Genomic DNA, 12,159 nt, shown 5'->3' on the forward strand with positions numbered 1-12,159 from the left:
GGTCAGATAACACCGGCGCGCAAAACATCATGCATATGCAGCAGGCCGATCGGGTGGTGTTCTGGGTCTTCCACCACCAGCGCGGTGATTTTGTTGTCTTCCATAATCCGCAGGGCTTCGGCGGCGAGCGTGTGTGCGCTTACCGTCTTCGGGCGGCGGCTCATCACCTGTTCCATGGTGGCGGTATTCAGTTCCAGCTTCTGGTCGATGACCCGGCGCAAGTCACCGTCGGTGAATACCCCGAGTAACTGCCCGTTACTATCCACAACAGTGGTCATACCAAAGCCCTTGCTGGTCATTTCCAGGAGCGCTTTGGACAGTGGCGTCTCCGGGGATACCTGGGGAAGCTCTTCGCCGGCGTGCATGACATCGGCGACTTTAAGTAGTAGTTGTCGGCCGAGCGCGCCGCCGGGATGGGAGAAAGCGAAATCTTCGGCGGTAAAGCCGCGGGCCTCCAGTAATGCCACCGCCAGTGCGTCACCCATCACCAGGGTAACGGTGGTGGAAGAGGTTGGCGCCAAATTCAGTGGGCAGGCTTCCGTCTCAACGGCAATGTCGAGATTGACGTCTGCGGACTGTGCCAGTGGGGAGTCTGCCTTGCCGGTCATGCTGATCAGCGGAATACCCAGTCGCTTCAGGAGCGGGAGCAGGGTGAGTACTTCCGCTGACGAGCCGGAATTGGATATGGCGATCACCACGTCGTGGCGGGTGATCATACCCAGGTCGCCGTGGCTGGCTTCTCCAGGGTGCACAAAAAAGCTGGGCGTACCGGTGCTCGCCAGGGTGGCGGCGATTTTTCGACCAATGTGGCCGGATTTGCCCATGCCCGACACGATGACTCGGCCGCTGCAGGCCAACATAAGCTCACAGGCGCGGTGAAAGCTGTCATCAACACGCGCTTCCAGTGCCGCAACAGCGGCGGTCTCCATAGTAATGGTGCGGCGTCCCGCCTGGAGAATCCGGTCTTTACCCATCGTTTGTCTCACTGTCTCGGGGCAGTCTCTAGCGTAGCTTTGCGGAAGCCGTCTGCTTGGGTGGCAAAAGTGCTAACCTATCAATATTGGCTCAAAAAGCGGCGCCTTCAGGCAAAGTGACCCAGTGCCGCTTGTCCGCGGGGCCGCCATGGTATAGTTTGCCGCCGCTATTGTCAGCTGTAGAGCTGGGGCGAATACATATTCCGCCTTTTTGCGTCAGTCAGCGTGATTTTTCGGCGTCCCATGACACTTTTTGGCGTTATGGGTATCCAAGGGACGAATTGCCAATGGGAGATGATCTGTGAGTGCACTCACTTCTACCTTTATTTCTACCGATAGCACCGGAAAACGTTCCGGCTCTGCTGTAGCGCGCGTCGTGCGCAAAGCGAGTCTGTGGATCTCTGCCGCGCTGTTGTGCCTGGTGGCGCCCATCGCAGCGGCCGCTCAAAACCCCTATAGCCTGATAGAGGGGGTTTCCGGGCAGCTTTTAAATACCATCCGCGCGGAGGGGCAGCATCTCAGCGCCAACCCTCAGCGTTACTACGCCGCCGTTGATCGGGTGCTCGCGCCGGTGGTGGACTTCGATTTCATCGCTCGCGGGGTGATGGGTAACCATGCGAAAAAGGCGACGCCCGCACAGCGTGCCAAGTTCGCCAGTACCTTCCGTCGGGACCTGGTTGCAACCTTCGCCCGTGGCGTTGCCACCTTTGGTGACCTGGACGTAAAGGTGGTCAATCCGGGCACCGCGCCCAGCGGTAACCGCGTCAATGTGCTGCAGGAAGTGCGCAGTAATGAAGGTTTGACCAAGGTTTCCTACACCCTGGTGCGCAATCGCAGCGGGCAGTGGAAGCTGATCAATGTAATCTTGAACGGCGTAAATCTGGGCAAGACCTTCCGTGGGCAGTTTGCCCAGGCCATGCAGGCGAACAACGGCAATATCGACAAGGTGATTGCCGGTTGGTCTGCGGCGGACAAGGTTGCAGGCAACCCCTGATCCCTGAACCAAATTCATACAGCGGTGTGCAGTGGCGGTAACGCGGCTGCGCACCGGGCGCTATTCCAGTACACTTGCGCGCTCTTTGTTATCCGATAGTAACTCCCTCCTATGCAGCCAGATCAAATCAAGTCCCTGATCGAAGGGCACATTCCCGGCAGTAACGTAGAGGTGGCCTTTGAAGGTAGCCACCTGCAGCTCACCGTGGTCAGTGATGCGTTCGACGGCCTCAGTCGTTTGAAAAAGCAGCAGCTGGTGTATGCGGCGCTGTCTGACAAAATTGCCGATGGCACCCTGCACGCGGTGCAAATGAAAACCCTTACGCCCGAAGAGGCTGGACTGTAATTTTTGTGATGCAGGTATTTTTCGCATCGCAATGGGAAACCACAACGCATGGATAAACTGATTATCGAAGGGGGCAGCCCCATCTCCGGAACCTTGAAAATTTCAGGAGCCAAGAATTCCGCTCTGCCGATTCTTGCTGCGGCGCTGCTAGCCGACGGCCCCGTGCAAATCCATAATTTGCCGCACCTCAACGATATCACCACCATGATCACCCTGTTGCGGTGCATGGGGACCGAAATCACCATTGATGAGAGGCTGGGTGTGGAGATTGATCCGCGCTCAGTGAACGAGCTCACCGCGCCCTATGAGCTGGTGAAAACCATGCGCGCATCCATTCTGGTGCTAGGCCCCTTGCTGGCTCGTCACGGAGTGGCGAATGTCTCTTTCCCCGGAGGTTGTGCCATTGGCAGTCGGCCCGTGGATATTCACCTGAAAGGCCTTGAGGCCATGGGTGCAGAAATTACCATTGATGAAGGTTTTATTCGCGCGCGTAGCAATGGTCGCCTCAAAGGCGCCAATATCGTGATGGAGAAGGTGACCGTTGGTGGCACCGAGAACCTGCTAATGGCGGCCGCATTGGCCGAAGGCACCACGGTACTGCATAACGCAGCACGCGAGCCTGAAATTGTGGACCTGGCCGAGTTCCTGATGGCAATGGGGGCGCAAATTGAAGGCGCCGGTACCGACACCATTCGTGTGCATGGCGTGGCGCGATTGAATCCATGCACCTTCTCCGTGATGCCGGACCGTATTGAAACCGGCACCTTCCTGGCGGCAGCCGCTGCGGCTCGCGGTAAGGTGCGTCTCACGCACACGCGCGCGGATGTTTTGGATGCGGTGCTGGTCAAGTTCGAGGAAGCCGGCGCGCATCTCAGTATTGGTGACGATTGGATCGAGCTGGATATGAAGGGCAATCGTCCCAAGGCGGTGAGCTTTCGTACCGCGCCTTATCCCGCGTTTCCCACCGATATGCAGTCTCAGTTCACCGCGATGAACGCGGTTGCGGAGGGTAAGGGCACCGTGGTGGAGACGATTTTTGAGAATCGCTTGATCCAGGTGCACGAACTCAATCGAATGGGTGCGAACATTATTCTGGAGGGTAATACCGCGATTGTCACCGGTGTGGAAAAGCTCACAGGTGCACCGGTGATGGCCTCTGACCTGCGCGCTTCCGCCAGCCTGGTTATTGCGGGTATGGTCGCTGAAGGTACAACCGTCGTGGATCGTATTTACCATATCGACCGTGGCTACGAGTGCATTGAGGAAAAGTTGCAACAACTTGGGGCGAATATTCGTCGCGTACCAGGCTGATCCTTAATCCTTCACTAACGAGTCGGGTGTGAGCCCGATTCCTTCTAGCGCTATTCTAGATTTGTATTGGCGCGGCCAAGCAAGAGTCGATAAGCTCCCCGGGGATTTTGGGGGCAATTCCTACGCACACTGCCCCGGATATCACGGGCCTATAAACAACCATAAATGCTATGCAGATCACTATTGCCCTGACCAAGGGGCGTATTCTCAAGGAAACCCTGCCGCTGCTCGCAGCCGCAGGTTTGGAGCCAGCGGAAGATATTGCCAATAGCCGCAAGCTGATTTTCCCAACTAATCAGGAAAATGTCCGTCTGTTGATCCTTCGCGGCTCCGACGTACCTACCTATGTGCAGCATGGCGCCGCCGATATGGGCGTGGCCGGTAAAGATAACCTGCTGGAACATGACGACAGCAACATCTATGAGCCGCTTGATCTGGATATCGCGCGCTGCCGTCTGATGACGGCTGGTATCAAAGGCGCTCCGCTGCCAAGTGGGCGTATCAAGGTTGCTACCAAGTTCGTGCAGTCGGCAAAGCGGTATTACGCCGCGCAGGGGCGTCAGGCCGATATCATCAAGCTGTACGGTGCGATGGAGTTGGCGCCGCTGATGGATCTCGCCGACGAAATTGTGGATATCGTCGATACCGGCAACACCTTGAAGGCGAATGGCCTGGAAGCGCGCGATGAAATCGCGGACATCAGCAGTCGCCTGATTGTGAACAAGGCCTCCATGAAAATGAAATATGGTCCGATCAATGCGCTGATCGAGCAGTTGGCTGAAGCGGTGCGTGCACGGAGTGGGGAGTAGTCCTCCATGAGTGATTTTTCCATACGCCGGCTGGATGCTGGCTCTGCAGAATTTTCCAGTGAGCTCGATGCGTTACTGGCATGGGAGTCGGTAGCCGATACACAGGTTGAATCGACGGTGGCCGATATCCTGCGCGAGGTGAAGTCCCGCGGTGATGTCGCGGTGATTGAATACACCAATCGTTTTGATCGCCGAGCGTTGCAGCAGGCACAAGACTTTTGTTTGCAGCGCGAAGACTTAAAGGCGGCGCTCACGCGCATCCCTGCTGACAAACGTGCCGCGCTTGAGGCAGCAGCAGAGCGCGTGCGGGCCTATCACGAACACCAACTACAGGCGTCCTGGCAGTATCAGGAAGCCGATGGCACGGTGCTTGGCCAGCAGATTACGGCTATGGAGCGGGTGGGAATCTATGTGCCCGGTGGTAAGGCGAGTTATCCCTCGTCAGTATTGATGAATGCCATACCCGCGCGGGTTGCCGGTGTCGATGAAGTATTGATGGTGGTGCCGGCACCGGATAACCAGCTCAGTGATCTAGTGTTGGCCGCCGCGGCTATTGCTGGGGTCGACAAGGTGTTTACCATTGGTGGCGCCCAGGCAGTTGCCGCGCTCGCCTATGGCACTGCGACGGTGGCCAAGGTCGATAAAATTGTTGGCCCGGGCAATATTTTCGTCGCTTCGGCCAAGCGCGCAGTGTTTGGCCAGGTGGCCATCGATATGATCGCCGGGCCTTCGGAGATTCTGGTGATCTGCGATGGTGAAACCGATCCGGACTGGATTGCCATGGACCTGTTGTCCCAGGCCGAGCACGACGAGCAGGCCCAGTCGATACTGCTGAGCCCGGATGCCGACTTCCTGAGTGCCGTAGAAAAATCGCTGCAAAAATTACTGGCAGATTTGCCCCGAGAGGAGATTGCGAGTCGCTCACTGGCGGATCGCGGTGCATTGATTCTGGTGCGGGATATCGAGCAGGCGATCGAAGTTTCCAACCGGATTGCACCGGAGCACCTCGAAGTGTCGGTGGATGCGCCGGAGCAATACCTGCCGAAAATCCGCCACGCCGGTGCAATTTTTCTTGGTCGTTACACCGCAGAAGCGCTCGGCGACTACTGTGCCGGGCCCAATCACGTATTGCCTACCAGTGGGACTGCGCGCTTCTCTTCCCCCTTGGGGGTTTACGATTTTCAGAAGCGCAGCTCGATTATCTTCTGTTCCCCGCAAGGCGCAGACACCCTGGGTCGGGTTGCCGCGACGTTGGCAAAAGGAGAGGGGTTGGATGCCCATGCCCGCTCCGCCGAGTACCGGGTGCGGGACGCTTCAGAGTAGCTGTGGTGATCTAGTCGCCTGAAGGTGGTGTGGCCGGTGGGATTTTCGTTGCCTGCCAGGCCACTGCCTGCCACTTGCCATCCCGTTTCACGAAAGTGCCGGTGTTGAAGAACTCGGTTTTCTCGGCTCGCTTGCCGCCGGCGTCGACGGAACCCGGTTCAGCCACGAGCCGGAAGGCTATCACCGCGGTATCTCCGAAGAGTCGAATGTCGGTATCTTCGGCTCGGTAATCTACACTTGCGGTCGCTTTCTCGGTCTCGTTTTCCGCTTCCCGCATCCCCTGAATAATTTTTTGCTTGCCGAAGCGCTGCCCACTTGAGCTGGTGTAGATCAGGTCGTCGGCCCAGAAGCGCTTATGTACCTCGATGTCATTGGATGCGCCTGCTAGGAATTGGTCGAGCAGGGTGTTCAGGTCTTTTTGCTCGCTGGCGAGCGCGTTACTTGCACACAGGATTACGAGTGCTAGCGCTTTTATTCCGTTGTTTACCAGTGCCAAATCTCTTCTCCTCTTAACCGCTTTTTGCTTAGTTTTCTTCCGGCGTTTGAAGTGAATTCCCGTCCGGTTTTTCTGAGACCGTAGCGCGGGTGGCAAGAACTTCGCCTTCGCGGATATAAGTGATGGTCACAACCTCCCCGGGGCGCAGTGTTGCCATTGCGGCGTTACCATGCTTGCCGTCATTAATCGGCGTGGCGTTGATGTGCGTGATAACGTCACCGGGCCGCAGTCCTGCCTCTTGCGCAGGCCCCTGGTTGTAGATTGCGGTAACGATGACTCCGTTGGTGGAAGTCAGGTTAAACGAACGTGCCAGCAGTGGTGTCAGGTTTTGCGCTTCGATGCCGAGCCAGCCGGGCACCACACGTCCAAACTCGATGATGTCCTGCATCACTTTGAGGGCAATGTTTGATGGGATCGCGAAGCTGATTCCGCTGGTGGAGGCGGTTTGGTCGAGGACTCGTGTATTGATTCCGAGCAGCTTGCCGTGCGCATCGACCAGCGCGCCGCCGGAGTTGCCGGGGTTTATCGCCGCGTCGGTTTGCAGGAAGTTCTGCAGGTAGCCACCGATACCGGTATTGTCCAGATCGCGCTCGGTTGCGCTGATGATGCCCTGGGTAACCGTTTGCCCGACTCCCCATGGGTTGCCGATGGCGAGCACCACATCACCAACCTGCGCCCGGTCCGGGTCGCCCATTTCGATTGCGGTCAGATTAGGGAGGTCTATCTTGAGCACCGCAAGATCAAATTCTGCCGAGGCACCGACTAACCTGACCTGGCCCTCGCGGCCGTCAGCCAATACCACCGAGACCTGCTCGGCACCGGAGATGACGTGGAGGTTGGTCAGCAAATATCCGTCCTCGCTGACGATAACGCCGGAGCCGAGGTTTTGTTGCAAGCGCTCGCGCTGCAGCGGAGTCATTTTGTTCAGGTAGTAGGGGAACAGCGGATGGTTGGCCATCGGGTGATTGCGCAGAGGTATCCGGCTAAACACATTGACTACCGCAGGGCCCGCCAGATTGACCGCGCCGGCATAGGATACGGGGCCTGAGGAGGCGGCGCCCGGAGTGGGGGGAGTGGTAGTTCCGCGCAAGTGGGGAAACGCCAGTAGCAGTGCGGCAGCCACCGCCAGGCCAATCGCCGCGGGGATGGCCCAATCTTGCACAAATCGTTGTAGTGACACCGAAGGCTCCTTGGTTTGAGGTCATTATACGTCTTTCGGTTCTGGTGTCCTCATCAGAAGTTCTAACGTCGGGTAGTCTCAGCTCTTGGTGTGGTGGCGTTAATCCGTATAATGTGCCGCTCAAAAATTTCGTCTGGTTCCTCATCCTCAGGAGTTTCTATGTCCCTGGTTCGTCCACACGGCAGTGTCGAGCTGCAGCCGCGCTTTGTCTACGATGCCGAGCGCCATCACCAGCTCGCGCATGAAGCGGAGTCTCTGCCTTCCATCGTTGTAAGTTCCGCTGCGGCGGCGAACGCCGTGATGTTGGGTGCCGGTTATTTCAACCCGCTGCACGGGTACATGAACCTGGCGGATACCCTGAGCGTGGCCGAGACTCTGCGCACCGTAGACGGCCTGTTCTGGCCGGTACCTGTAGTGAACATGGTGGAAGACACTTCCGCGATCGCTGGCGCCAAGCGTATTGCCCTGCGCGACCCTAATGTGGAAGGCAATCCGGTACTGGCAGTGATGGACGTTGAAGCCATCGAGACGGTGACCGACGAGCAGGTAGATACCATTGCCGAGCACGTATTCGGTACTCTGGATGGTGCCCACCCCGGTGTTGCTACCTTCAAGGGTGCGGGCCGTCAGTTGATTTCCGGTTCAATCGAAGTGCTCAGTTTCAGTTACTTCCAGGCGGACTTCCCGGATACCTTCCGTACCGCGGTGGAAATTCGCAATGAATTTGTCGAGCACGGTTGGAGCAAGGTTGTGGCTTTCCAGACCCGCAACCCCATGCATCGTGCCCACGAAGAACTGTGCAAAATGGCACTGGATGCGGTCGATGCGGACGGTGTGCTTATCCACATGCTGCTGGGTAAGTTGAAGCCGGGCGATATTCCAGCCCACGTGCGCGATGCCGCCATCCGCAAGATGGTGGAAGACTATTTCCCCAAAAACACCGTGATGGTGACTGGATACGGATTTGACATGCTCTATGCGGGCCCGCGCGAAGCGGTACTGCACGCGGTATTCCGCCAGAACTGCGGTTGTAGCCACCTGATCGTTGGTCGTGACCACGCCGGTGTGGGTGATTACTACGGCGCATTCGATGCGCAGACCATCTTCGACGATAAGGTACCGGAAGGCGCGCTGGAGATTGAAATTTTCCGTGCGGACCACACCGCTTACTCGAAGAAGTTGAATCGTGTGGTCATGATGCGTGACGTGCCGGATCACTCCAAGGAAGATTTTATTCTGCTGTCAGGCACCAAGGTGCGTGAGATGCTGGGTAACGGTGTTGCACCGCCACCGGAATTTTCCCGTCCGGAAGTTGCGCAGATCCTGATGGATTACTATCAGAACCTGTAATTCGCAGGTTTATTGGGATTGCTCGAGTTGTGCTCAGCTCGAGCGACACAAAAAGGGCGGGTTAACCCGCCTTTTTTGTGCCTTGTCGCTGTGCATCCACACAGTATGCGCTCAGCGGTGGGTAACCCCTTCCGGCGCGGGTGTCGGGGTGGAGGCTTCCTTCTCCAGGCCAAACTCTTCCGATAGTGTGCCTTTGGCGCCGGGCTCTTTGGGTGCCCAGTCCCGTGGGGGCAGTACATTCAGCTCTTCGTTGCGGTCGCTCAGTTGGCCGCTGCCTGCTTCAAGCATCTGTCGGCCGATGTCCTGGCTGGACAGGCGCATCGCGCTGTTGGCCAGATATTCGTGAACATCTCGGTAGCTTTCGGTGAGGTTGTGGACCAGCTGTGCAGTGTGATCAAAATGTTCATTTACCTGAAGCTGAAAGTCTTCCAGCTTGGTGTTGGCTTCTTTCAGGCGCAATTCCAGTTCCTGGGTGCGGTCAATGCTCTGGCGCCCGCGTGACGCTAGAAACGCCAGCAATGCGCCTAGGGTCAGGCCGATCACGCCCACCAGAATTAAAACCGAAGTTGAGTGCACGATACTTCCTCCTCTTAGATAAATGGCACCGGCCATTCCGTGGCGGCGATCTTATTATACGCAATTCCGTCCATCGCGCTGTGGCGGTGTTTGTGCCAATTTGTGGGGGATTTGGTAAAGTGCGCGCCAGTCGACCTCTGGTCGGCCCTTCCGCTTGAGCCTGTGGCGCGAAATGTAGGCGCCCGGCGGTTCCTTCTTGGCAGTGTTGCCTTGATATATATGAACGGTTTCTCTTAGATGGTCACGGAACAGCATCAGTCTGCCCCAGTGGCGCCTTCTCGGCGCTTATCCCCAATGGAGCGCTATCAGCGCGACCTGCAACGCCCCGATTTTATGGAGGACCCTGCCCAGCGTGCGGCGGTCGAGGAGCTGCAGGATTTGTATGAGCGGTTGCTTGCGGGCGAACAGGAGGGTGGGTTGTTCGCGCAGGTGCGCCGCCTTTGGGGGAGGGCAAAAGTGCCAGAGCAGGGGTTGTATTTCTGGGGGGGTGTCGGGCGCGGCAAAACCTACCTGATGGACGCCTTTTATGAGTCGCTACCTTTTGAGCGCAAGCAGCGCACGCACTTTCACCGCTTTATGCGCGAGGTGCACCGTCAGTTGAAGACCCTGGCGGGGCAGAAAAACCCGTTGGAGAAGGTGGCAGATCGCATAGCCGAGCGCGCGCGTGTGCTTTGCTTTGACGAGTTTTTCGTCTCGGACATCACCGATGCAATGATTCTGGCCAATCTGCTGCAGGCGCTGTTCCAGCGGGGGGTTACTCTGGTCGCCACCTCAAACATCGTGCCGGAGGGCTTATATCGCGATGGCTTGCAGCGCGCCCGCTTCCTGCCCGCGATTGATCTACTGCTCGTACACGCCAAAGTAGTCAACGTGGACAATGGGGTGGACTACCGCCTGCGTGCCCTGGAAATGGCCGAGCTGTATCACAGCCCACTGGATGAGGATGCGGATGCCAGTCTGGCGCGCTCCTTTAATAGTCTGATGGTGGAGGGGGCTGAGGTGCGTGAGCAGGTCACGCTGGATATCGAGGGCCGCCCCATCGTCGCTGTACGTATCGCCGATGATGTGGCGTGGTTTGAATTTGCCGTGTTGTGCGACGGACCGCGCTCCCAGAATGACTATATCGAGCTGGCCCGAGAGTTTCATACAGTGCTGCTGGCGAATATCCCGCAGTTCAACGAGCGTACCGAGAGTCAGGCGCGGCGCTTTATCAATCTGATCGACGAATTTTATGACCGCGGCGTCAATTTGGTGGTGTCGGCGGCGGAGCCTATTGAGCGTCTCTATGGCGGGCGTCAGCTGCGTTTCGAGTTTGAGCGCACGGTAAGTCGCTTGCAGGAGATGCAATCCCGCGAATACCTGGCGCAGCCGCACCGCGCGGAATAGCGCGTTGTTCCTTTATAACCAGTCGCGCTACCGGGTGTTGGGAGGGTGCGCAGCACGTGAACGGGCTGTTCACAAGTTGCTCAATTTTATGCTTGAAAACCCCATGGCGCTTATGTAGTATTCGCGCTCTTTTCGTGGGACGGCCCCCATTTCGGGAGCCATATACAGGTGTTTTATAACATGAAGACTTACAGTGCCAAGCCGGAAGCGGTCACTCGCGACTGGTACATTGTTGACGCTGCGGACAAGACTCTCGGCCGTATTTCCGCCGAGATCGCCCACCGCCTGCGCGGCAAGCACAAGCCTGAATACACGCCCCACGTGGACACCGGTGACTACATCGTAGTAATCAACGCCGAAAAGGTCCGCGTGACCGGCAATAAGGCCAAAGACAAGATCTACCACAGCCACTCCGGCTACCCTGGTGGTCTTAAATCCATCAGCTTTGAGAAGCTGATCGACAAGGCGCCTGAGCGCACTATCCAAAGTGCTGTGAAAGGCATGCTCCCTAGAGGCCCTCTGGGTCGCGCCATGTTCAAGAAATTGAAGGTGTACAAGGGTAGCGAACATCCTCATGCGGCCCAGCAGCCGATTGAACTGTCGATCTAAACGGAATCATTCTCATGGCAACTACTCAATACTACGGTACCGGCCGCCGCAAGACCTCCACCGCTCGCGTATTTATCGCGCAGGGTGAAGGTAAAATCAGCGTAAACGGTCGTTCCCTGGACGAATACTTCGGCCGCGAAGTGGCGCGTATGATCGTGCGTCAGCCGCTGGAAATGGTCGATATGGTCGAAAAATTCGACATCAACGTTACTGTGAAGGGCGGCGGTTCCTTTGGTCAGGCGGGTGCTATCCGTCACGGCCTGACTCGCGCTCTGATGCAGTATGACGAGTCTCTGCGTCAGCCGCTGCGTGCAGCTGGCTACGTTACTCGCGACGCTCGTGCTGTTGAGCGTAAGAAAGTCGGTCTGCGCAAAGCGCGTAAGAAGCCGCAATTCTCCAAGCGTTAAGCGAGAATTTCTTTTTTCAGGCCCGGCAAATGCCGGGCTTTTTTTTGTTCGCGTTTTTGTGTTTGTGCTTGGGTGTGCTGCCTCGCTGTGCAAAAAGTCGCCAGTTTGCTGCGTGATTGCCGACGTTCCCCTCGGGATTCACCTTGTATCAAATTGGCATTTTCTTTAACATTGCGCGAATTTCTATCCGCTTGCACTTGGGGTTTGGCCATATTGTCCTATGGCTGAGCAGGCGGGCCAGTTGTAGGGGAGTTTCTGTTTTAAGTCTCTGATTATGTGACGGTACGCTATTTGCCGTTACACGGGCGCTCTGTTCTCTCTGGTTTTCGGCCATTGGAGCTGTATCGTCATTGCCAACGCGCGGGCTTCCCTGATTTACCTGCGGGATTTGGCTTTTAG

The 12,159-nt window shown here is 57.1% G+C and carries 14 protein-coding genes; 9 read left to right on the top strand and 5 right to left on the bottom strand.

The window, feature by feature from the left end:
* Positions 1–2: 2 nt before the first annotated feature.
* Positions 3–974, bottom strand: a complete 972-nt coding sequence (locus tag LCM31_RS13675) for a KpsF/GutQ family sugar-phosphate isomerase (RefSeq protein WP_224870972.1) — start codon at positions 972–974, stop codon at positions 3–5.
* A gap of 301 nt (positions 975–1,275) precedes the next feature.
* On the opposite strand from LCM31_RS13675, the gene LCM31_RS13680 reads away from it, so the two are divergent.
* The 5 genes from LCM31_RS13680 to hisD all read left to right on the top strand — a co-directional run bounded on the left by LCM31_RS13680 (position 1,276) and on the right by hisD (position 5,756).
* Positions 1,276–1,968, top strand: coding sequence for an MlaC/ttg2D family ABC transporter substrate-binding protein (locus LCM31_RS13680; protein ID WP_224870974.1), 693 nt, complete (start codon positions 1,276–1,278; stop codon positions 1,966–1,968).
* A 111-nt stretch (positions 1,969–2,079) separates the two neighbouring features.
* Positions 2,080–2,313: a BolA family protein gene (locus LCM31_RS13685; RefSeq protein WP_077405969.1), complete on the top strand. Its 234-nt coding sequence runs from the start codon at positions 2,080–2,082 to the stop codon at positions 2,311–2,313.
* Between the two features lie 48 nt (positions 2,314–2,361).
* Entirely contained in the window at positions 2,362–3,624 is a 1,263-nt protein-coding gene (murA, locus tag LCM31_RS13690) for a UDP-N-acetylglucosamine 1-carboxyvinyltransferase (protein ID WP_224870976.1), read from the top strand.
* A 170-nt stretch (positions 3,625–3,794) separates the two neighbouring features.
* Positions 3,795–4,433 (top strand): ATP phosphoribosyltransferase, encoded by a 639-nt coding sequence (gene hisG, locus LCM31_RS13695; RefSeq protein ID WP_224870978.1) that lies wholly within the window; start codon positions 3,795–3,797, stop codon positions 4,431–4,433.
* A 6-nt stretch (positions 4,434–4,439) separates the two neighbouring features.
* Positions 4,440–5,756 (top strand): histidinol dehydrogenase, encoded by a 1,317-nt coding sequence (hisD, locus tag LCM31_RS13700; RefSeq protein WP_224870980.1) that lies wholly within the window; start codon positions 4,440–4,442, stop codon positions 5,754–5,756.
* Between the two features lie 10 nt (positions 5,757–5,766).
* On the opposite strand, the gene LCM31_RS13705 is transcribed toward hisD, so the two are convergent.
* Positions 5,767–6,252 (bottom strand): nuclear transport factor 2 family protein, encoded by a 486-nt coding sequence (locus LCM31_RS13705; protein ID WP_224870982.1) that lies wholly within the window; start codon positions 6,250–6,252, stop codon positions 5,767–5,769.
* A 28-nt stretch (positions 6,253–6,280) separates the two neighbouring features.
* Complete coding sequence (locus LCM31_RS13710; RefSeq protein ID WP_224870984.1) at positions 6,281–7,432, bottom strand: S1C family serine protease; 1,152 nt, start codon at positions 7,430–7,432, stop codon at positions 6,281–6,283.
* 159 nt (positions 7,433–7,591) lie between these two features.
* Between LCM31_RS13710 and sat the strand changes: the two genes are divergently transcribed.
* The gene (sat, locus tag LCM31_RS13715) at positions 7,592–8,782 is read left to right on the top strand and encodes a sulfate adenylyltransferase (protein ID WP_224870986.1); all 1,191 of its coding nucleotides are present in this window, start codon (positions 7,592–7,594) and stop codon (positions 8,780–8,782) included.
* 111 nt (positions 8,783–8,893) lie between these two features.
* Here the strand turns inward: sat and LCM31_RS13720 are convergent, their stop codons facing one another.
* A complete protein-coding gene (locus tag LCM31_RS13720) occupies positions 8,894–9,358 on the bottom strand; it encodes a YhcB family protein (protein ID WP_224870988.1) in 465 nt (154 codons plus the stop codon).
* 294 nt (positions 9,359–9,652) lie between these two features.
* Here LCM31_RS13720 and zapE point away from each other — a divergent pair, with 294 nt between their 5' ends.
* The 3 genes from zapE (at position 9,653) to rpsI (ending at position 11,760) form a co-directional block, all read left to right on the top strand.
* On the top strand, positions 9,653–10,744 hold the full coding sequence (gene zapE, locus LCM31_RS13725) for a cell division protein ZapE (protein WP_224870990.1): 1,092 nt from the start codon (positions 9,653–9,655) through the stop codon (positions 10,742–10,744).
* Positions 10,745–10,924: 180 nt separating this feature from the next.
* Positions 10,925–11,353 (top strand): 50S ribosomal protein L13, encoded by a 429-nt coding sequence (gene rplM, locus LCM31_RS13730; protein ID WP_222232018.1) that lies wholly within the window; start codon positions 10,925–10,927, stop codon positions 11,351–11,353.
* A gap of 14 nt (positions 11,354–11,367) precedes the next feature.
* A complete protein-coding gene (gene rpsI / locus LCM31_RS13735; RefSeq protein WP_043317418.1) occupies positions 11,368–11,760 on the top strand; it encodes a 30S ribosomal protein S9 in 393 nt (130 codons plus the stop codon).
* On the opposite strand, the gene LCM31_RS13740 is transcribed toward rpsI, so the two are convergent.
* Positions 11,757–11,972, bottom strand: a complete 216-nt coding sequence (locus tag LCM31_RS13740) for a hypothetical protein (protein ID WP_222232016.1) — start codon at positions 11,970–11,972, stop codon at positions 11,757–11,759. The genes rpsI and LCM31_RS13740 overlap by 4 nt on opposite strands.
* Positions 11,973–12,159: the final 187 nt, after the last annotated feature.

The sequence above is a fragment of the Microbulbifer agarilyticus genome, assembly GCF_020171345.1.
Taxonomy (GTDB): domain Bacteria; phylum Pseudomonadota; class Gammaproteobacteria; order Pseudomonadales; family Cellvibrionaceae; genus Microbulbifer; species Microbulbifer agarilyticus_D.

Bases quoted from the DNA above. Each gene is read 5' to 3' on its own strand.
- hisG (WP_224870978.1), top strand. From the start codon at position 3,795: ATGCAGATCACTATTGCCCTGACCAAGGGGCGTATTCTCAAGGAAACC.
- murA (WP_224870976.1), top strand. From the start codon at position 2,362: ATGGATAAACTGATTATCGAAGGGGGCAGCCCCATCTCCGGAACCTTG.
- rpsI (WP_043317418.1), top strand. From the start codon at position 11,368: ATGGCAACTACTCAATACTACGGTACCGGCCGCCGCAAGACCTCCACC.
- LCM31_RS13675 (WP_224870972.1), bottom strand. From the start codon at position 974: ATGGGTAAAGACCGGATTCTCCAGGCGGGACGCCGCACCATTACTATG.
- hisD (WP_224870980.1), top strand. From the start codon at position 4,440: ATGAGTGATTTTTCCATACGCCGGCTGGATGCTGGCTCTGCAGAATTT.
- sat (WP_224870986.1), top strand. From the start codon at position 7,592: ATGTCCCTGGTTCGTCCACACGGCAGTGTCGAGCTGCAGCCGCGCTTT.
- rplM (WP_222232018.1), top strand. From the start codon at position 10,925: ATGAAGACTTACAGTGCCAAGCCGGAAGCGGTCACTCGCGACTGGTAC.
- LCM31_RS13740 (WP_222232016.1), bottom strand. From the start codon at position 11,972: ATGGCCAAACCCCAAGTGCAAGCGGATAGAAATTCGCGCAATGTTAAA.
- LCM31_RS13685 (WP_077405969.1), top strand. From the start codon at position 2,080: ATGCAGCCAGATCAAATCAAGTCCCTGATCGAAGGGCACATTCCCGGC.
- zapE (WP_224870990.1), top strand. From the start codon at position 9,653: ATGGAGCGCTATCAGCGCGACCTGCAACGCCCCGATTTTATGGAGGAC.